The sequence below is a fragment of the Streptococcus sp. HMSC067H01 genome, assembly GCF_001814775.1.
Lineage (GTDB): Bacteria > Bacillota > Bacilli > Lactobacillales > Streptococcaceae > Streptococcus.
Map to the genome: position 1 here is coordinate 431492 of NZ_KV817781.1, position 17974 is coordinate 449465.

Below are 17974 nucleotides of genomic sequence, written 5' to 3' on the forward strand. Positions count from 1 at the left end.
CTTCAAGCTCTGGTTTCACCTCGACCAAGCTTGGAGTACCTTCACTTGGGGTTGAGGTGGATTCTACCTTAGTGCCTACTGCGATGATTTCTGATACAGGGGCGGTGGTGACTTCATTAGAGACCTGCTTGCGAGTTTCCTTGCCATCAACAGTTGTCACCTCGGTTAAGATGGTACGCTCACCTGCTACTCCTGCTCTGATGACACGGGTTTGGCCCTTAAGCAAGTCTGGATCTTCCTGATGAAGAGTGTCATAGGCGATGGTCGCTGTCGTTACTTCAAGCTCTGGCTTCTCTTGGACCAAGCTTGGAGTACCTTCACTTGGAGTTGAAGTGGATTCTACCTTAGTGCCTACTGCTATGATTTCGGAAATTGGCTCCACAGTTACAGTGTTGGATTTGACTTGACGGTCTTCCTTGCCATCTACAATCGTCACTTCCGTTAAGAGCGTGCGCTCACCTGCTACGCCTGCTCGAACAACACGAGTTTCACCCTTAAGCAAGTCTGGATCTTCCTGATGAATAGTTTCATAGGCAACTGCTTCTGTCGTCACTTCAAGTTCTGGTTTCACCTCAACCAAGCTTGGTGCACCTTCACTTGGAATTGAGGTGGATTCTACCTTATCTGCTTGTAGGGAATGAGATTTTGTATCTTCCGTCCTAGAAATTTCCCCATTTCCCCTGACAAAATAATAGCCTGTAAATTCATATCCCTCAATCCTTTCTGGACTAGGCAAAAATTCTCCTACAACTGTTTTGACAAGAGCTGGGCGAAGCTCTACTAAATTCTCCAAGGCAGAAACTGATAGAGCAGTTCCGCCTACAGCCAAAACTGTCACTAGAAAGAGAGAGGCTCCCTTTCGCTTTTTAATGAGAGTGAGCGAAACTAACAAGATTCCTGTACCTAGCACAGGCAGGATAGCATTTGAAAAAAAGCCAGTATCAGGTAACTTCGCGGCAGATCTACGGTAGACGAAGTAATAATCCTTACCTTCTTCTACTTGGATAGCATTCTCTTCAAACCAACGTAGTTCAGCCTTCAAAGATTCAGGCAAGTCTTTATCTTCCACATAGTGTGACACTAGCTGGGGAATCCTTTCCTCTGCAACCACAGTATTTCCACTTGTGCTTACAAAAAACAAACTCGTTCCCAATAAGACGGAACAAGTTCCTACTGCATACTTCCTCAAAGAAAAGCGTTGTTTTTCTTTAACATGATGTTGTTTCATGACAAACTCCAATTTCGTATCTATTCCTTCTCACAGTATATCAAAAATAGTAAACACCTACAAAAGATTTGAATAATAAAATTCCTATATCTAACTTCTTTATCCAATTTTAAAGAAATCCATCCTTATCCTTTGCAAAGATTCGAAGTTCGAGCTTGATTTCTTCAATGTTCTTCCAATATCCTGCCACTGAAGGGAAAGATAACACTGATACAAGTCGATTAACTCTTCAAAAATCCTAAGAAAATTAAATATGATTTCTTTGTTACAGAGAAAAAAAACACAAGTGAAATCAGTTTTTCTGACTTCACTTGTGGCATATTTTATAAATAGCTTTACTGAATTCTAGCAAAACTCCACAGCCATTTGCCTATCTCTTTTTCACCGACATTAGGGATATGTCTCGCAAACTAAAGTAAGTAAGAGCAAGCATAGCTACTGTGATAAAGAATTCTGTTGGCAGTTGGAAGATTTGTAAGATTGACAACATCAATAGAATCAATAGGGCAACAAAAGCAAATACTAGAATAACAATGTTGACCGTTCCCTTGATACTTTGAGGTGTCGCAAATACATAGAGTAAGAGTAATAAAATCCCTATGATTAAATAGACCATTTTTGCTCTTTCTAGCTTTTATTCAGCTGACTTTTTCTTTTTGTTTGCTTTCTCACGCTCTGCCTTGTTAAGGATTTGTTTACGCAAACGGATAGACTCAGGCGTTACTTCCATGTACTCATCGTCGTTCAAGAACTCAAGTGATTCTTCAAGAGTCAAGATACGAGGTGTCTTGATAACAGCTGTTTGGTCCTTAGTAGCTGAACGAACGTTGGTCATTTGTTTCGCTTTCGTGATATTAACAGTCAAGTCATTTTCACGAGAGTTTTCACCAATGATCATTCCTTCGTAAACCTCAGTACCTGGGTTGACAAAGATAGTACCACGTTCTTCGATAGACATGATTGAGTAAGTTGTTGCCTTACCTGCATCGATAGAAACAAGTGCACCACGGTGACGTCCACCGATTTCACCTGGAATCAATGGCAAGTATTGGTCGAAGGTATGGTTCATGATACCGTAACCACGAGTCATTGACAAGAACTCAGTTGAGTATCCGATCAAACCACGCGCTGGAACAAGGAAGACCAAACGAGTTTGACCATTACCAGTTGAGATCATATCCAACATTTCACCCTTACGTTCAGAAAGGCTTTGGATAACAGATCCTTGGTATTCTTCTGGGGTGTCGATTTGAACACGTTCAAATGGTTCACATTTAACACCATCAATTTCTTTTACGATAACTTCTGGACGAGATACTTGAAGTTCATAACCTTCACGACGCATGGTTTCGATAAGGATTGACAAGTGCAATTCTCCACGTCCTGAAACAGTCCATTTATCTGGTGAATCTGTTGGTTCAACACGAAGTGACACGTCTGTTTGCAACTCAGCTTGAAGGCGCTCCTCAACCTTACGAGAAGTGACCCATTTACCTTCACGACCAGCAAATGGTGAGTTATTAACCAAGAAGGTCATTTGAAGAGTAGGTTCGTCGATGTGAAGAACTGGAAGAGCTTCAACTGCATCTGTTGGAGTGATTGTTTCCCCAACGAAGATGTCTTCCATACCTGATACGGCAATCAAGTCACCTGCTTTTGCTTCTTGGATTTCACGACGTTCCAAACCAAAGAAACCAAAGAGTTTTGTAACACGGAAGTTCTTGGTTGTACCATCAAGTTTAGAAAGAGTAACTTGGTCTCCAACCTTCACTGTACCACGGAAGATACGTCCGATACCGATACGACCTACGAAGTCATTGTAGTCCAAAAGTGACACTTGGAATTGAAGTGGCTCATCAGAGTTATCAACTGGCGCAGGAATGTGTTCGATGATGGTATCAAAGATTGGCGCCATTGTTGCTTCCTGGTCAGCTGGATCATCTGACAAGGAAGATGTTCCGTTGATCGCTGAAGCGTAAACTACTGGGAAGTCAAGCTGATCATCATCTGCACCAAGCTCGATGAAGAGTTCCAAAACTTCATCCACTACTTCTGCTGGACGAGCTGATGGTTTGTCGATTTTATTGATAACGACGATTGGGACAAGGTCTTGTTCCAAAGCTTTTTTCAATACGAAACGAGTTTGGGGCATAGTCCCTTCGTAAGAATCAACTACCAAGACAACACCGTCAACCATTTTCATGATACGTTCAACTTCTCCACCGAAATCCGCGTGTCCTGGTGTGTCCATGATGTTGATGCGCGTGCCGTTATAAGCAACCGCTGTATTCTTAGCAAGGATGGTAATTCCACGCTCTTTTTCGATATCGTTTGAGTCCATAGCACGTTCAGCTAGTTCTGTACGAGCATCAAGAGTTGAAGATTGTTTCAACAATTCATCAACAAGGGTTGTTTTTCCGTGGTCAACGTGGGCAATAATGGCTACGTTACGGATATCTTCTCTTAATTTTGTCATGATTTCCTCTGTTATATTCAAAAATTTATTTTCTAACTGAACGATTATACCACATTTTTAGGCAAATGACTTAACTCAAGCAAGTGTAAATGTTTTCAAAAAAAATTTCTTTGCTTACCTTTTCTTTTCAAAAGAATCAACTTGTGATAAGATAGGCTGGTATGCGTTTAGATAGATTATTAGCCCAAGAAAAAATCAGCCGTAAGGGCATGAAACAAGCTCTCCTGAAAAAAGAAATCTTAGTAGATGGACAAGTAGCTTCTTCCCTTTCACAGAATGTTGATACAGGACTGCAAGAACTGATTTTCCAAGGCAAAAGAATTCAAGGATATGAACACACCTACCTCATGCTCCATAAGCCAAACGGAGTCGTGACTGCAAGCAAGGATAAGTTACTAACAACTGTCATGGATCTACTGCCTAAGAATCTCCAGTCAGAGCAACTCTACGCCATCGGTCGTCTGGATCGAGACACGACAGGACTCCTCCTCTTAACGAATAATGGTCCTCTAGGTTTTCAACTCCTCCACCCTCAATATCATGTGGATAAAACTTACCAAGTTGAGGTCAATGGACCACTCACATCCGACCATATCCAAGTCTTTCAAAAGGGGATTGTCTTTTTAAATGGCACTATCTGTAAACCTGCAAGACTAAAGATTCTATCAGCAAGTCCTTTCCTCAGTCAAGCCTCCATTACCATTTCAGAAGGAAAATTTCATCAGGTTAAAAAAATGTTCCTCTCTGTTGGTGTCAAGGTCACTGCCCTAAAACGCACCCATTTTGGCCCTTGGAGTCTTGATGACAATCTTCAAGAAGGTGACTATCGACATCTAAACTCACAAGAATTGGCAATCATTCGTGACTTTCTTAGAAAAAGTGGTTAAAAAATGAGGTTGGGACAAAAGATCCCGACCTCACTTTTTATTAGCAATCAAACTTTGACGCGGTTGCTGATTGAACTTTTTGTTCGTCTTTTAGACTCCAAAAAGCTCCTAATCATCCTCGCGGGGCTGGGACTATGAAATCGAGACTTTGTCTATCGATTTCTGTCCCACCGCCATTTCTTATTTTTCAACTTTTACTTTCCCTGTCCAAGAATCCAATCCGTAAGACAGGATATAGATTTCTGAGAAACCTTGTTTTTTCAAGAAAAGTGCTGCATTGGTAACACGTTGCGCACGTTGATTTTCATAGAGAAGCACTGGTTTATCCTTACGAAGAGCTGCAAGACTTGTCTTCAATTGGTTTGAAGGGATATTACGAGCTCCAAGGATATGTTTTCTGTGGAAGTCAGCTGGATCACGCAAGTCAATCAACTGACCTGTACGAATCAAAGACTCAAACTCTTCATTGTCTACAATTTTTGCCGCACGGCGAATACGAAGGTAGTTGTAACCCATCCATGCCAACATCGCCACTATAAGTCCCCATAATACCCAAGTTACCATAATATCTAATCTCCATTTTTTTCTAAATAGTCTAATTCTAACTTATGCTCTCTGCGAAGAACAGCCTCCGCTTCAAGATAATCCAGCTTATCCATCAAGCCAGCATCATAAATTCGAGAAAGTTCAATTTTCATCAGTTCAATATCATAAAGACGTTTGCCCATATAGACAAGAATGCCGAACTGTTTGAGAAATTGTTGCACATCGTAGAGTGTTTTCATAGCTTTCATTTTAGCAAAAAATCAGAGTTTTTTCAATAGTTCAGAGGAAGATTCCCTTTTTACTGCTTACGAATCTTTTTAATACTCTGATGAATAAGATAGCCGACAACCATCCCAACAAAATTCTGTAGCAAATTGTGAGGGACATCTAACAAGGCTTGCCCCCAACCTTTCATCCAAGCAGTTGCACACGCATATCCAGCTACCATGATGATAGTCGCCATAACTAATCCAAGCCCCTGCCATTTTCCTTTAAAACCTGCAAAATATCCCTGCAGACCATGGAAAAGCAAGCTGAAGACCATCCAGTGAGGATAACCTGAAATCAGGTCAATGAGAAATCCTCCTAATCCTCCAACAATGGCTCCTTCACGGCGCCCATAATAAAAAGCGGTAAAGAAGATTCCAGCATCTAAAAGAGTTAAGATTCCTGTTTGGGTTGGGATTTTTACAATATAGCCTAAGACCACTGATAGGGCAGTTAGTATAGATAATAGGGCGATTTTACTTGTTTTGGTTTGCTTCATATTGTCTTACTCCATATTGATCTGCTTGTGCGATAGCACGGTAAACAAAGGCTTTAGAACTTTCTACTGCTGGTAAGAGTTCCTCTCCTTGTACTAATTGACTGGCAATGCTCGATGCAAAGGTACAACCTGCACCAGCATTTTGACCTTCTAAGACTGGATTCTCAAAAATGGTAAAATTCACTCCATCATAAAAGACATCCACAGCCTTATCCTGACTAAGGCGATTCCCACCCTTGATAATGACTGCTGGCGCTCCTAAGTCATACAATTTCTGAGCTGCAGCCTTCATATCTTCCAAGGTTTCAATCTTTTGACCTGCTAGCAATTCTGCCTCAGGAAGGTTCGGAGTAATCACAGATACATAAGGGAAAAAGCGAATCAACTCTTGACAAAGCTCGCTGACAGCAACGTCGTGCGTTTCCTTACAAACCAATACAGGGTCCAAGACGACAGGAACTCCTGCTCTTTCCTTAATGAAATTCAAAGCTCTCTCAGCAACACCAACTGTCGGCAAGAGACCAATCTTAATCCCTCCAAAGTCTACACTCTTCAGACTATCCAACTGTTGTTGGAAAATAGTTTCATCAGTTGGAAAGACTTCAAAGCCATTTTCTGTCAAAGCAGTCAAGCAGGTCATGGCTACAAATCCATGCAAACCATTCAAAGTATAGGTGGCAAGGTCAGCAGCTAATCCACCACCACTAAAAATATCATTTCCTGAAAGTGCTAAAATACGATTATTCTTCATAACGAATCTCCTTCAAATACAAACCATTGGGTGCTGCAGTTGGTCCTGCCAACTGTCTGTCTTTTTTCTCCAAAATCAGGTCAATCTGTTCAATCGGCATACGGTTGTTACCAATTTTCAGCAGGGTTCCGACCATATTTCGAATCTGCTTATAGAGGAAGCCATTGCCTGAGAAGGTAAAGGTCAAAAACTGCCCTGTTTCATCAACCCTAAGACTAGCTTCCGTGATCGTCCGAACCTTATCCTCCACACTAGTCCCTGATGCCGTAAAACCAGTAAAGTCATGTGTTCCCTCGAGTTTTTTTACAGCAAGCTGCATCCGCTCCACATCTAGCGGATATGGATAATGGGTCGCATAATGGCGACGCATAGGATTTTTAGGACGTCCTCTATCCACGATAAACTCATAGGTCTTGCTATGCTTAGCATAACGACAATGAAAATCATCAGCCACAATCTCAATCGAAATCACATCGATATCTTCAGGACTTTGAGTATCAAGAGCAAAACGAAGTTTTTCCTCATCCATCTGATAGGGAAGGTCAAAGTGGATGACCTGCCCTAAGGCATGAACACCACTGTCCGTTCGCCCTGCACCATGGATGGTAATGGCCTGCCCTTTATTTAATTTGGTTAAAGTTTTTTCAATTTCCTCTTGGACACTACGCGCGTGAGGTTGTCGCTGGAAGCCAGCAAAGTCGTAGCCATCATAGGAAATTACAGCTTTATATCTAGTCATGTATCTATTTTATCAAGAAAATTTCTTTGCAACAAGTTTGAAAACCAAAAATTGTACGGGGACAGTTCTCGGTATCATCTAGCCCTTACCTAGATTTTCTCATTATGTATTTTCGTTCTGGAATTTCAATAGTTTGAACAATTTCAAATCCTTCTTTTTGGTAAAGATTCTGAGCTCTTTGATTTGCCTCGTAGACATTTAGAGAAATAGTATCTATGTCTTCATTTTCAAAGGCCAAACTAACAAATTTCCTTAAAGCCTGGCTACCTAGGCCCTGCCCCTGTTTCTGGGGATTGATAAAAAATCTCCCGATATGAAGATTACTGTCTTCTAGCCTGATTTTCTGGATAAGCCCCACAAACTCTTGTCCATCAAAGATTGAAAAGATTCCTTCCAAATCTTTCAAGATTTGAATTGTTAAGGGAAAAGGAATCATTGTTCCCATCCATTGTTTTTGAAAGGATTTGCCAAGGGAGTTGGACCATTGGCATACGTGCTGAGCATTTTCTGTGCTCATATTTTCTTCAAAACGAATCATGATCATGATCTTGACCTCACCATCTTATCAATGTTTCTTTATTATACTACTTCTCTTATTTTTTACGAATAGATAAGTATGATTGATCTTTATTTTTTTCTTGTCGGGAGCATTCTCGCTTCCTTTCTAGGTTTGGTCATTGACCGCTTTCCAGAGCAATCCATTATCCGACCTGCTAGTCACTGCGATTCCTGTCAGACTCGCTTGAGTCCCTTAGATTTGATTCCGATCCTGTCGCAGATTTTCAATCACTTTCGATGTCGCTACTGCAAGGCTCCTTATTCTGTCTGGTATGCCCTATTTGAACTAGGCTTAGGACTCCTCTTTCTATCTTGGTCTTGGGGATTTCTTTCCTTGGGGCAAGTCATCCTAATCACTGCTGGTTTGACCTTGGGCATCTATGACTTTCGCCATCAGGAATATCCCCTACTGGTCTGGATGACTTTCCACCTAATCCTCATGGCTTCCTCTAGCTGGAATCTGGTCATGGTCTTCTTCCTTGTCCTTGGAATTTTGGCTCACTTTATCGATATCCGCATAGGTGCAGGGGATTTTCTCTTTCTGGCTTCTTGTGCACTCGTTTTTACACTTACAGAAATTCTGATTTTAATTCAATTTGCTTCCACAACTGGCATCCTAGCCTTTCTCCTACTAAAGAAAAAGGAAAGACTTCCTTTTGTGCCCTTCCTCTTACTTGCTGCTTGTATGATTATTTTTGGTAAGCTACTGCTTTTCGGATAAAGTCAGCGATTTCTGCTACTTGTCCTTCATGTAGAGCCTTAACAATCTTGGAACCGACGATGACGCCGTCTGATACTGCATTAAATCGTTCTACATCATCCTGTGTGGATACACCAAAACCTGTCAAGACTGGAATATCTGCCACTTGATGCAGTTGAGCCAAGTGCTTGTCCAAGTCTGCTCGGTAGTTTCCTGATTTTCCTGTCACTCCGTTAATAGCAACGGCATAGACAAAACCTTCCGCTCCCTCAATGAGTTCTTTTTGACGCTCAATTCCTGTCGTTAAGCTGACAAGTGGAATCAAAGCAATGTCTGTATTCACCAAAAAGGGCTCTACAAAGTTAGCATGTTCATGAGGGAGGTCTGGGATAATCAACCCTTTAACCGCTGTAGTAGAAAGATCTTTGACAAATTTCTCAACACCGTACTGAAAGAGGGGGTTAAAGTAGGTCATGATGACAAGCGGAATTTCAGTTTCAATGGTTTTCAAGGTTTCGACTAGAGCCTGAGTAGAGGTCCCTTGAGCTAAGCTACGCAAGCCGGCTTCTTCGATAACAGGACCATCTGCAACCGGATCCGAGAAGGGAACTCCCACTTCAATAGCAGACACACCCAAATCTTCTAAAAAGTGAATTGTTTCACCGAGACCTTCCAACCCTTTTTCGTGGTCTCCAGCCATGATATAGGGAACAAAAATTCCCTTTCCTGCTGCTTTAATTGCATTCAATTTTTCTGTTAGTGTCTTAGACATGAGCTTCTCCCTTCTTTGCTGCATCTGCTTCCAAGCGGTCCTTGACTTGAACTACATCCTTGTCCCCACGACCTGATAGACAGACAATCATTGACTTGTCTGGACCAAGTTCTTTGGCTAATTTCACCGCAAAGGCGATAGCGTGACTAGATTCCAAAGCTGGGATAATCCCTTCCACACGAGACAAGAGTTGGAAGCCTTCCAAGGCTTCCTCATCTGTCACAGGAACATAGGTCGCACGCTTGATATCGTGGTAATGAGAATGTTCTGGACCGATACCTGGGTAGTCCAAACCTGCTGAGATAGAGAAGGCTTCTAAGATTTGTCCATGGGCATCTTGGAGAACATCCATGAGCGAACCGTGGAGAACACCTGGTCTACCCTTGGTCAAGGTTGCTGCATGATGCTCTGTATCCACACCTAGTCCTGCTGCTTCAGCTCCATACATAGCCACTGACTCATCTTCCACAAATGGATGGAAGAGACCGATAGCATTAGAACCTCCACCAACACAGGCTACTAGGGCATCTGGCAAATCTTGCCCTGTCAAGTCACGGTACTGTTGTTTGGCTTCTCGTCCGATAACACTTTGGAAATCACGCACAATTTCTGGGAAAGGATGGGGCCCCAAGGCAGAACCAAGGATATAGTGGGTATCATCAATATTTGCCACCCAAGAACGAAGGGCTGCATTGACCGCATCTTTGAGCACGCGCGAACCATCTGTTACAGCTTCCACCTTGGCTCCCAAAAGTTCCATACGGAAGACATTGAGGGCTTGGCGTTTGACATCTTCCTCACCCATGTAGATAGTACATTCCATGTTAAAGAGTGCTGCAGCTGTTGCAGTTGCCACACCGTGCTGACCGGCTCCTGTTTCAGCGATAATTTTCTTTTTGCCCATACGTTTAGCCAGAAGAACTTGTCCTAAGGCATTGTTAATCTTGTGGGCACCTGTATGGTTGAGATCTTCACGTTTAAGGTAAATCTTGGATCCGCCGATATGCTGGGTCAAGTTTTTTGCGTAGTAAAGAGGTGTTTCACGACCTACATATTGGCGCAAAAGTTGGTTTAACTCCTCTTGGAAACTTGGATCTGCCTGACTTTCACGATAAGCCTCTTCTAACTCCAATACTGCTGTCATCAATGTTTCTGGGACAAAACGTCCACCGAATTTCCCGTAAAATCCATCTTTATTTGGTTCTTGATATGCCATTCTTTACCCTCTCTATAAATCTTCTAATCTTTTCATGATCTTTTTGTCCGTCTGTTTCTACTCCGCTTGATACATCTACTGCAAAGGGAGAGAAATGCTGAATTGCTCTTGCTACATTGTCCTCATTTAGCCCGCCAGCGATGAAGAAAGGCCGGGCTAGTTCTGTCGTATCCAGTCGACCCCAGTCAAAGGTTTGTCCACTCCCTGCCACAGGAGCATCAAAGAGTAGATAATCTGCCTGAGAATTGGGTACATGCCCCCCTTCATCGACCTGAACAGCCTGAATGCTGCCACAAGGCAAATCCTCAAACAAATCATCTGCCACCTGACTGTGAACTTGAACCAAGTCCAAGCCAACTTTTTCAATCGCTTCTAGCAGTTGAGCCCGACTTGGTGAAACAAATACTCCAACCTTTTTTACATCTGTAGGAATCAGCTTTGATAGCTCAGCAGCCTGTTCCAAGGTCACCTGTCTTTTACTAGGTGCGAAGACAAAACCGATGTAGTCTGCTCCTGCTGATACGGCTGTTTCCACCGCTTCTTTGGTCGATAGTCCACAAATCTTAACCTTTGTCAATCTGCAACTCCTTGATTCTCTGGGCTACATCTTCTGCTTGCATGAGGGCTGTTCCTACTAAAATTCCGTTAAAGTATGGTGCAACACGTTTTGCATCCTCCTCTGTAAAAATAGCAGATTCGGAAATGTAGAAGCAATCATCCTTAAAGTGTTTGGCCAAGTCTACGCTGGTCTGCAAGTCAACTTCAAAGGTTGTTAAATTGCGATTGTTGACACCAATAATTTGAGCTCCAAGTCTATGAGCCACTTCCAGTTCAACAAGATTATGAGTTTCCACCAAAACTTCTAGACCAAGATCTGTCGCGTAGTCGTAAAGCTCCTTCAGTCGTTTTTCAGATAATGCCGCTACGATGAGCAAGATGACGGTCGCACCTGCATTGCGAGCACGGATGATTTGCTTTTCATCGATGATAAAATCCTTATTCAGTGTCGGGATCTCTACCTGACTAGAAATCTCTCGCAGATAATCCAAATGACCTTTAAAGAAAACCTCATCTGTCAGAACAGAAATCATAACCGCGCCGTTAGCCTCGTAAGTCTGGGCCTGTTGTACGATATCCACATCAAGATTGATATCACCTAGACTTGGGCTTGCCTTCTTGACCTCAGCAATGATTTGCAAACGGTCTTGGTGATTTTTTAAATATTCACTCAATCGATAAGTTTGACGCAAGGGCTGAAGCTCCTCTCGTTCCATCGTTTCAACTTCTCGCGCCTTTTGCTCTAGGATACGTGATAAAAATTCCTGACTCATCTTTGATACTCCTGTAATAGTCTGAGTTTTTCAAGGGCCTTACCACTAGCAATTACTTGACGTGCCAATTCAACTCCGTCCTTGATACTGTCTGCTTTACCATTGGCGTAGAATCCGAGACCTGCATTTAAGACTGTAGTTTCCAAGAATGGACTTGGTTCGTTATTAAGAACACTGACAAGAATTGCTGCATTCTCATGAGCATTTCCTCCACGAATGTCTTCAATAGCAATGCGTTCCATTCCCAAATCTTCTGGAGTAAAGGTTGATAAAGTAATTTCACCATTGTCAAGAAGGGCAATGCTGGTAGTTCCATTCAAACCAGCTTCATCCAATCCTTCTGGACCAGCTACTACAATGGCACGTTTGCGACCCATGTTTTTCAAAACCTGAGCAGTACTTTCCAGAAGTTCTGGACGACTGATCCCTAGAAGCTGTGTATCCAAAACCATTGGATGGATGAGCGGTCCTGTCAAATTCATGATAGTTGGAATTCCCAACTCCAAACGAGCTGGCATGATGTATTTCATAGCTGGGTGCATGTTTTTGGCAAAGAGAAAGACGATTCCTGTTTGGTCAAATACTTTACCTAATTGTGCTGGCTTGAGATCAATATTGATTCCCAAAGCTTGCAAGACATCTGCCGAACCAGATTTTGAGGAAATTGAACGATTACCATGTTTGGCCATATGGATTCCCCCACCTGCCAAAACAAAGGCTGCAGTTGTTGAGATGTTAAAGCTAAATGACTTATCTCCACCTGTACCGCAGTTATCCATAGCATCTTGAATGTTTGTTGGAATGTGTTGAGCATGTCCTCTCATAACTTGAGCGAGGGCTGTTCTTTCTTCAGGTGTTTCTCCCTTCATTTTAAGGGCTAAAAGTAGTGAAGCGATTTGCGCTTCTGTCACTCGCCCTGTCACGATGCGTTCGATCACATCTGTCATTTCAACACTTGATAAATCTTCAAAGTTTGCTAATTTTTCAATAATCTCTTTCATTTTATTTCCCTCACTTTACAACTTTCTCGACAAAATTCTGAATAGAAGATAGGCCATCTGGCGTTCCAATACTTTCTGGATGATACTGCAAGCCATAAATCGGCAAGGTTTTGTGTTGTATCCCCATAATAGCCTGGTCATCTGTCGAGCGAGCTGTCACTTCAAACTCTTCTGGCATCTCTTCGATTAAAATACTGTGGTAACGCATGACTGGACGATTGTCCTCAATTCCTTGATAGAGAACTGATGGAGTCTCAAATCGAATCTGGCTTTGTTTACCGTGCATAACTTTAGGAGCCAAGCCTAACTTACCACCAAAGACTTCTGCAATGGCTTGGTGCCCCAAACAAATCCCTAGAATAGGTTTCTTACCTGCAAAATCACGAATCATTTCTTCCATTTTCCCAGCATCAGCTGGCCAACCTGGGCCAGGAGAGAAAACTAATCCATCTGCCTTTTCAGCATGTTCATAAAGATGTGAATCATCATTTCTCAAAACCTGAACTTCTGCGAAATTCCCGATATATTGAGCCAGGTTATAGGTAAATGAATCATAATTGTCAATCAATAAGATCATGGTCTTAGTTCTCCCATTCTAGTCATAGATTTAGCTTTGTTAATCGTTTCTTGGTATTCGTTCTGAGCGATGGAATCATAAACAATTCCTGCACCAGCCTGTACGTAGGCTTTTTTATTTTTAAGAATCATGGTTCGAATTGCAATGGCAAAGTCCATGTCTCCAGTTGCTGAAAGGTAACCGATAGCCCCGGCATAAACGCCTCGTTTCTCTGTTTCTAATTCATAAATGCGCTTCATGGCCCGAATCTTTGGTGCCCCCGATACTGTTCCAGCCGGAAGTGTCGCCTTCAAGGCATCCATGGCGGTCAGTTCAGGAAGCAAACGTCCTTTAACTACGCTGGTCAAATGCATGACATAGCGGAAAAGTTCGACTTCCATATACTTGGTTACTTGAACACTAGCTGTTTCAGCAATTTTACCGATATCATTTCGTCCCAAGTCCACCAACATTCGGTGTTCTGCCGTTTCCTTTTCATCAGAAAGTAGATCACTTGCAAGTGCTGCATCTTCCTCGTCATTGGCACCTCTAGGTCGCGTACCTGCAATTGGATTGGTTGTCACGATACCATTCTTGACGGAAACCAAGCTCTCTGGACTGGCACCGATAATTTGATAATCTCCAAAATCATAAAAGTAGAGATAATTTGATGGATTTGTCACTCGGAGATTTCTGTAGAAGTCAAAAGGATTTCCAGTTACCTCTGCGGAGAAGCGCTGGCTGAGCACACATTGGAACATATCTCCCTTGCGAATCAAGTCGCGAGCTGTTTCTACCATTTCTTCAAATTTCTGAGGTTCAATATGTGGTCTAAACTGAAGTGGAGAAACGTCCAAATCATCAAATTCATCAGGAGCAGGAATTTTCAACTCCTCTAAAACTTGATCCAAATCCGCTTCTAGTTCATCATGGCTACGATTACTGTAGAGAGCATCCTCGATGATATGAATTTTTTCTTTCTTGTGGTCAAATACCATATAACTCTCGTAGACAAAGAAATGCATATCTGGCGTCCCAATCGTATCCTCAGGAAGCTGGCCAATCTCTTCATAGAGAGAAATCATGTCGTAACCAACAAAGCCGATAGCTCCACCGCCAAAGGGTAAATCTGAATGGTGTTGACTTTTATGAGTCACTTCATACATGAAGTCCAAAGGATCACAATCAATCACTTGACCATTTTGATAAAGGACTCCATTTTCAAACTTAATTTCAAAAACTGGATTATAGGCCAAGATCGAAAAACGAGCATTTTCTTTTTCTCTAGGGATACTTTCAAGTATGACCTTGTGTTGTCCATTTAAGCGCATATAAGCCAAGATAGGCGATAAAACATCTCCATGAATAATTCGTTCCATTGTAATTTCCCTTTCGATTCTTCTTAAATCTCGTGTTGATTCTACAAAAAATCCCCACGCAAACTAACTTGCGTGAGGACGAAATTCGCGGTGCCACCTCAATTATAGGATTTCTCCTATCTCTCTTTCCTGTCTCAGATACCTCCTGTAACAGGCTGTGCGATAAAGGGCACTCCCTTGAGAATTATGTTTTCTTCTCTCATTTCAGATGGACCCAACCTTACAGTTTTCTCTGCTTGTTTTCAGCAACCACAAGCTCTCTGTGAGAGAAATATCTGTATATTTTCCATCTTTTATTTTTTAGCTTCAAGATAATCTGCAATCGCGGCTACGTCCTTGTCTCCACGACCTGAGACATTGATGATGATAATCTCATCTTTACTTAGTTTCGGTGCACGTTTAACTGCTTCTGCGATGGCATGCGAACTTTCAATCGCTGGGATAATCCCTTCAGTCTTACTAAGAAGGAGCAAGGCTTGAACAGCTTCTTCATCTGTCGCTGCCACATATTCCACGCGGCCAGAATCTTTGAAGTAGGCGTGTTCAGGGCCAACCCCTGGATAGTCTAAACCAGCAGAGATAGAGTAAACTGGCGCCAGCTCTCCATCTTCCTTAAAAACTGCATAAGTCTTCATTCCATCGACAATTCCGACACTACCCTTGGTCATTGTTGCCGCGTGTTTATCGGTATCTAAACCGTGACCAGCAGCTTCTACCCCAACCAATTTAACTTCTTCATCAGCTACATACTGTGAAAAGGCACCGATGGCATTAGAACCACCACCCACACAGGCAATGACGTAGTCTGGCAGACGTCCTTCTTTTTCCAAGATTTGACGACGAGATTCTTCACTAATCACTTTTTGGAACTCATGAACAATAGTTGGGTAAGGGTGAGGACCTACAGCCGAACCTAAAACGTAGAAAGCTTCAAGGTCATTCATCCATGCTCCAAAGGCTGCGTCAACCGCATCCTTCAGAGTACGTGTTCCCGTTTCAACTGCATGAACAGTTGCTCCCATCATCTCCATACGGAAGACATTGAGACGTTGACGTTCCACATCTTCTGCCCCCATGTAGACATCACAGGCCATACCAAATTTGGCTGCAGCTGCAGCTGTCGCAACACCGTGCTGACCAGCTCCTGTCTCTGCAATCACACGTTTTTTACCCATGCGTTTAGCAAGAAGGATTTGTCCAAGGACATTGTTAAGTTTGTGTGACCCAAGGTGGTTAAGATCTTCACGTTTGAGATAAATCTTAGCCCCACCTAGATAATCCGTCAAGCTTTCTGCAAAATAGAGCGGTGTTTCGCGACCTGAATAATCCTTCAAGTAATGGCGAAACTCAGCTAAAAACTCTGGATCATCCTTGTATTTTTCAAAAGTCACTTCCAATTCATCTAGCAAAACCTGAATTGGTTCTGGTACAAAACTACCACCAAATTGTCCAAAATATCCTTTTGTTGTCATAAATTTTTCCTCTTTTCTACTGTTTCCAAGATATGAAAAAAAGCCCACACACGGAGTATATTTCCATGTGAGGGCGTTTGTAACGCGGTACCACCTCAATTGTAAAGAGAATATCCCCTTTACATCTCTGCCTTGTCTAACAACAAGTTGCACTGTAAGGTGTGCCTACCGAATTTTCATTGTTTCAAATTCATTTTTTCAAATCAGCCCAATTTCACTAGTTCCAACCACCTGTTCGCAGTAACCACAGGCTCCCTGAAGATCAAAAATAATTACTTTTCTGATTTGTTGAGTTAATTATATGTTATTGGTTTTTCTTTGTCAACCGTTTTCATTCATTTTTTACTAATTTTTTTTATTAGTTTTTTGAAGAAGCAAGAACTTCTTCAGAAACTCTGACAAAAGTCTCAATGATATAGTCTACTTCTTCATCCGTTAATTTCGTGTGAAGAGGTAATGTAATTTCATTTTCAAAGAAAGCATAAGCTCGCGGATAATCAGCCATATCAAAACCAAGATTCTTATAGGCTGTTAAAAGCGGAAGCGGTTTGTAGTGAACATTACTTGCAATTCCTGCCTTGGCCAATTCTTGGATGATTTGGTTGCGTTGTTCGAGAGTTGCTCCTTCTACATGGGTGATGTAGAGGTGACGACAAGATTCAACTGCATCTGTCTCATGCGCCAATGGATGGATACGAGTTCCCGCAAATCCATGGTCATAGCGTTCCACAATATCTTTACGACGTTGTAGTAAAGCAGGATAACGATCTAACTGAACCAGACCAAGCGAAGCCATGATATCCGTCATGTTGCACTTGTAGGCAGGTGTTACGATATCGTATTCCCATGAGCCTAGCTGCATCTTGGCAAGAGCATCTTTAGTTTGACCATGAAGGGAAAGAATTTGGAATTCCTTGTACATTTCTTCATCGTCAATAGCTGGATTAGCTTTCCAGGTCGCACTTCCTCCTTCAGCAGTTGTAAAATTCTTAACTGCGTGGAAAGAGAATGATGTAAAGTCTGCAATGGAACCAGCTGGTTGTCCCTTGTAGGTTGAACCCAAAGCATGAGCACTATCAGAGACAATCACAATACGGTTAAAGGCCTTTTGCCACTTGCTAGTAGCTGTAAAGAGGTCACGTTTCTTCTCAACAACTTGGAACAAACGGTCATAGTCACAGATAATCCCTGCAAGTTCTACTGGGATGATAACCTTTGTCTTCTCAGTAATTGCTTGCTCAAGCTTGTCGTAGTCCATTTCAAAGGTATCATCTTGGATATCAACCATCACTGGTGTCGCACCTACGTGAGTGATGACGCTACATGATGCTGTATAGGTCATAGCTGGAACGATAACTTCATCGCCAGGACCCACTTCAAGCACGCGCAAAATCAATTCAAGAGCTGCTGTTGCAGAGTTGAGGCAGACTGTCTTAGGTGTCTGAGTATAGACGGACAGACGACGCTCCAATTCTTTTGTCTTAGGTCCTGTTGTAATCCAACCAGAACGAAGGGTATCTGCTACTTCAGCAATTTCAGCTTCGGTAATATCAGGTGGTGAAAATGGAATATTATACTTTGTCATTGTTTTACTCC

Annotated in this window: 20 protein-coding genes and 2 other annotated features; of the genes, 2 read left to right on the plus strand and 18 right to left on the minus strand. The window is 42.2% G+C overall.

All coding sequences use genetic code 11. The annotated features are described in order from the left end of the window. The 3 genes from HMPREF2987_RS03360 to typA all read right to left on the minus strand — a co-directional run. Positions 1–1228: G5 domain-containing protein (locus HMPREF2987_RS03360; RefSeq protein ID WP_142995349.1), on the minus strand; the 1228-nt coding region annotated here is incomplete at its 3' end. A 370-nt stretch (positions 1229–1598) separates the two neighbouring features. Further along, positions 1599–1844, minus strand: a complete 246-nt coding sequence (locus tag HMPREF2987_RS03365) for a DUF3165 family protein (RefSeq protein WP_075229332.1) — start codon at positions 1842–1844, stop codon at positions 1599–1601. Between the two features lie 18 nt (positions 1845–1862). After that, positions 1863–3704 (minus strand): translational GTPase TypA, encoded by a 1842-nt coding sequence (typA, locus tag HMPREF2987_RS03370; RefSeq protein ID WP_075229333.1) that lies wholly within the window; start codon positions 3702–3704, stop codon positions 1863–1865. A 161-nt stretch (positions 3705–3865) separates the two neighbouring features. On the opposite strand from typA, the gene HMPREF2987_RS03375 reads away from it, so the two are divergent. Beyond that, positions 3866–4591 carry a pseudouridine synthase gene (locus HMPREF2987_RS03375; RefSeq protein WP_075229334.1) on the plus strand — a complete coding sequence of 242 codons (726 nt, stop codon included), beginning with the start codon at positions 3866–3868 and terminating at the stop codon, positions 4589–4591. Between the two features lie 180 nt (positions 4592–4771). Here the strand turns inward: HMPREF2987_RS03375 and HMPREF2987_RS03380 are convergent, their stop codons facing one another. From HMPREF2987_RS03380 to HMPREF2987_RS03405, 6 genes are all read right to left on the minus strand, one after another. Then, entirely contained in the window at positions 4772–5155 is a 384-nt protein-coding gene (locus HMPREF2987_RS03380; protein ID WP_075229335.1) for a rhodanese-like domain-containing protein, read from the minus strand. Positions 5156–5160: 5 nt separating this feature from the next. After that, on the minus strand, positions 5161–5385 hold the full coding sequence (locus tag HMPREF2987_RS03385; protein ID WP_024053574.1) for a YqgQ family protein: 225 nt from the start codon (positions 5383–5385) through the stop codon (positions 5161–5163). Between the two features lie 50 nt (positions 5386–5435). Further along, entirely contained in the window at positions 5436–5903 is a 468-nt protein-coding gene (locus HMPREF2987_RS03390) for an ECF transporter S component (RefSeq protein WP_075229336.1), read from the minus strand. Continuing rightward, positions 5881–6654: a bifunctional hydroxymethylpyrimidine kinase/phosphomethylpyrimidine kinase gene (locus HMPREF2987_RS03395; protein ID WP_075229337.1), complete on the minus strand. Its 774-nt coding sequence runs from the start codon at positions 6652–6654 to the stop codon at positions 5881–5883. The genes HMPREF2987_RS03390 and HMPREF2987_RS03395 overlap by 23 nt, the downstream gene beginning before the upstream one ends. Further along, positions 6644–7393: a tRNA pseudouridine(38-40) synthase TruA gene (gene truA, locus HMPREF2987_RS03400; protein WP_075229338.1), complete on the minus strand. Its 750-nt coding sequence runs from the start codon at positions 7391–7393 to the stop codon at positions 6644–6646. Before truA ends, HMPREF2987_RS03395 begins: the two co-directional genes overlap by 11 nt. Before the next feature lie 85 nt (positions 7394–7478). Then, positions 7479–7934, minus strand: coding sequence for a GNAT family N-acetyltransferase (locus tag HMPREF2987_RS03405; protein WP_075229378.1), 456 nt, complete (start codon positions 7932–7934; stop codon positions 7479–7481). Between the two features lie 75 nt (positions 7935–8009). Between HMPREF2987_RS03405 and HMPREF2987_RS03410 the strand changes: the two genes are divergently transcribed. Continuing rightward, positions 8010–8672, plus strand: a complete 663-nt coding sequence (locus tag HMPREF2987_RS03410) for a prepilin peptidase (RefSeq protein WP_075229339.1) — start codon at positions 8010–8012, stop codon at positions 8670–8672. Here HMPREF2987_RS03410 and trpA read toward each other — a convergent pair. The 9 genes from trpA to HMPREF2987_RS03455 form a co-directional block, all read right to left on the minus strand. Further along, positions 8641–9423, minus strand: coding sequence for a tryptophan synthase subunit alpha (gene trpA / locus HMPREF2987_RS03415; RefSeq protein WP_075229340.1), 783 nt, complete (start codon positions 9421–9423; stop codon positions 8641–8643). The two genes, HMPREF2987_RS03410 and trpA, sit on opposite strands and share 32 nt — an antisense overlap. Continuing rightward, a complete protein-coding gene (gene trpB, locus HMPREF2987_RS03420) occupies positions 9416–10639 on the minus strand; it encodes a tryptophan synthase subunit beta (protein WP_075229341.1) in 1224 nt (407 codons plus the stop codon). The genes trpA and trpB (HMPREF2987_RS03420) overlap by 8 nt, the downstream gene beginning before the upstream one ends. Then, positions 10617–11216 (minus strand): phosphoribosylanthranilate isomerase, encoded by a 600-nt coding sequence (locus tag HMPREF2987_RS03425; protein ID WP_075229342.1) that lies wholly within the window; start codon positions 11214–11216, stop codon positions 10617–10619. The genes trpB (HMPREF2987_RS03420) and HMPREF2987_RS03425 overlap by 23 nt, the downstream gene beginning before the upstream one ends. After that, positions 11203–11970 (minus strand): indole-3-glycerol phosphate synthase TrpC, encoded by a 768-nt coding sequence (trpC, locus tag HMPREF2987_RS03430; protein ID WP_075229343.1) that lies wholly within the window; start codon positions 11968–11970, stop codon positions 11203–11205. The genes HMPREF2987_RS03425 and trpC overlap by 14 nt, the downstream gene beginning before the upstream one ends. Then, positions 11967–12971, minus strand: a complete 1005-nt coding sequence (gene trpD / locus HMPREF2987_RS03435) for an anthranilate phosphoribosyltransferase (protein ID WP_075229344.1) — start codon at positions 12969–12971, stop codon at positions 11967–11969. Before trpD ends, trpC begins: the two co-directional genes overlap by 4 nt. Positions 12972–12981: 10 nt before the next feature. Next, positions 12982–13548, minus strand: a complete 567-nt coding sequence (locus tag HMPREF2987_RS03440; protein WP_075229345.1) for an aminodeoxychorismate/anthranilate synthase component II — start codon at positions 13546–13548, stop codon at positions 12982–12984. After that, on the minus strand, positions 13545–14906 hold the full coding sequence (gene trpE / locus HMPREF2987_RS03445; RefSeq protein ID WP_075229346.1) for an anthranilate synthase component I: 1362 nt from the start codon (positions 14904–14906) through the stop codon (positions 13545–13547). The genes HMPREF2987_RS03440 and trpE overlap by 4 nt, the downstream gene beginning before the upstream one ends. Positions 14907–14977: 71 nt before the next feature. Then, positions 14978–15209: a binding site (T-box leader), on the minus strand. Next, entirely contained in the window at positions 15200–16378 is a 1179-nt protein-coding gene (trpB, locus tag HMPREF2987_RS03450) for a tryptophan synthase subunit beta (RefSeq protein WP_075229347.1), read from the minus strand. It overlaps the preceding feature by 10 nt. 66 nt (positions 16379–16444) lie before the next feature. After that, positions 16445–16676: a binding site (T-box leader), on the minus strand. A 60-nt stretch (positions 16677–16736) separates the two neighbouring features. Beyond that, on the minus strand, positions 16737–17963 hold the full coding sequence (locus HMPREF2987_RS03455; protein ID WP_075229348.1) for a DegT/DnrJ/EryC1/StrS family aminotransferase: 1227 nt from the start codon (positions 17961–17963) through the stop codon (positions 16737–16739). Positions 17964–17974 lie beyond the last annotated feature (11 nt).

Excerpts from the sequence above, each read along its gene's own strand:
- trpA (WP_075229340.1), bottom strand. The coding sequence starts at position 9,423 with ATGTCTAAGACACTAACAGAAAAATTGAATGCAATTAAAGCAGCAGGA.
- HMPREF2987_RS03380 (WP_075229335.1), bottom strand. The coding sequence starts at position 5,155 with ATGGTAACTTGGGTATTATGGGGACTTATAGTGGCGATGTTGGCATGG.
- HMPREF2987_RS03375 (WP_075229334.1), top strand. The coding sequence starts at position 3,866 with ATGCGTTTAGATAGATTATTAGCCCAAGAAAAAATCAGCCGTAAGGGC.
- truA (WP_075229338.1), bottom strand. The coding sequence starts at position 7,393 with ATGACTAGATATAAAGCTGTAATTTCCTATGATGGCTACGACTTTGCT.
- HMPREF2987_RS03390 (WP_075229336.1), bottom strand. The coding sequence starts at position 5,903 with ATGAAGCAAACCAAAACAAGTAAAATCGCCCTATTATCTATACTAACT.
- trpC (WP_075229343.1), bottom strand. The coding sequence starts at position 11,970 with ATGAGTCAGGAATTTTTATCACGTATCCTAGAGCAAAAGGCGCGAGAA.
- typA (WP_075229333.1), bottom strand. The coding sequence starts at position 3,704 with ATGACAAAATTAAGAGAAGATATCCGTAACGTAGCCATTATTGCCCAC.
- trpB (WP_075229347.1), bottom strand. The coding sequence starts at position 16,378 with ATGACAACAAAAGGATATTTTGGACAATTTGGTGGTAGTTTTGTACCA.
- HMPREF2987_RS03385 (WP_024053574.1), bottom strand. The coding sequence starts at position 5,385 with ATGAAAGCTATGAAAACACTCTACGATGTGCAACAATTTCTCAAACAG.
- HMPREF2987_RS03410 (WP_075229339.1), top strand. The coding sequence starts at position 8,010 with ATGATTGATCTTTATTTTTTTCTTGTCGGGAGCATTCTCGCTTCCTTT.
- HMPREF2987_RS03365 (WP_075229332.1), bottom strand. The coding sequence starts at position 1,844 with ATGGTCTATTTAATCATAGGGATTTTATTACTCTTACTCTATGTATTT.
- trpB (WP_075229341.1), bottom strand. The coding sequence starts at position 10,639 with ATGGCATATCAAGAACCAAATAAAGATGGATTTTACGGGAAATTCGGT.
- HMPREF2987_RS03395 (WP_075229337.1), bottom strand. The coding sequence starts at position 6,654 with ATGAAGAATAATCGTATTTTAGCACTTTCAGGAAATGATATTTTTAGT.
- trpD (WP_075229344.1), bottom strand. The coding sequence starts at position 12,971 with ATGAAAGAGATTATTGAAAAATTAGCAAACTTTGAAGATTTATCAAGT.
- trpE (WP_075229346.1), bottom strand. The coding sequence starts at position 14,906 with ATGGAACGAATTATTCATGGAGATGTTTTATCGCCTATCTTGGCTTAT.
- HMPREF2987_RS03440 (WP_075229345.1), bottom strand. The coding sequence starts at position 13,548 with ATGATCTTATTGATTGACAATTATGATTCATTTACCTATAACCTGGCT.
- HMPREF2987_RS03455 (WP_075229348.1), bottom strand. The coding sequence starts at position 17,963 with ATGACAAAGTATAATATTCCATTTTCACCACCTGATATTACCGAAGCT.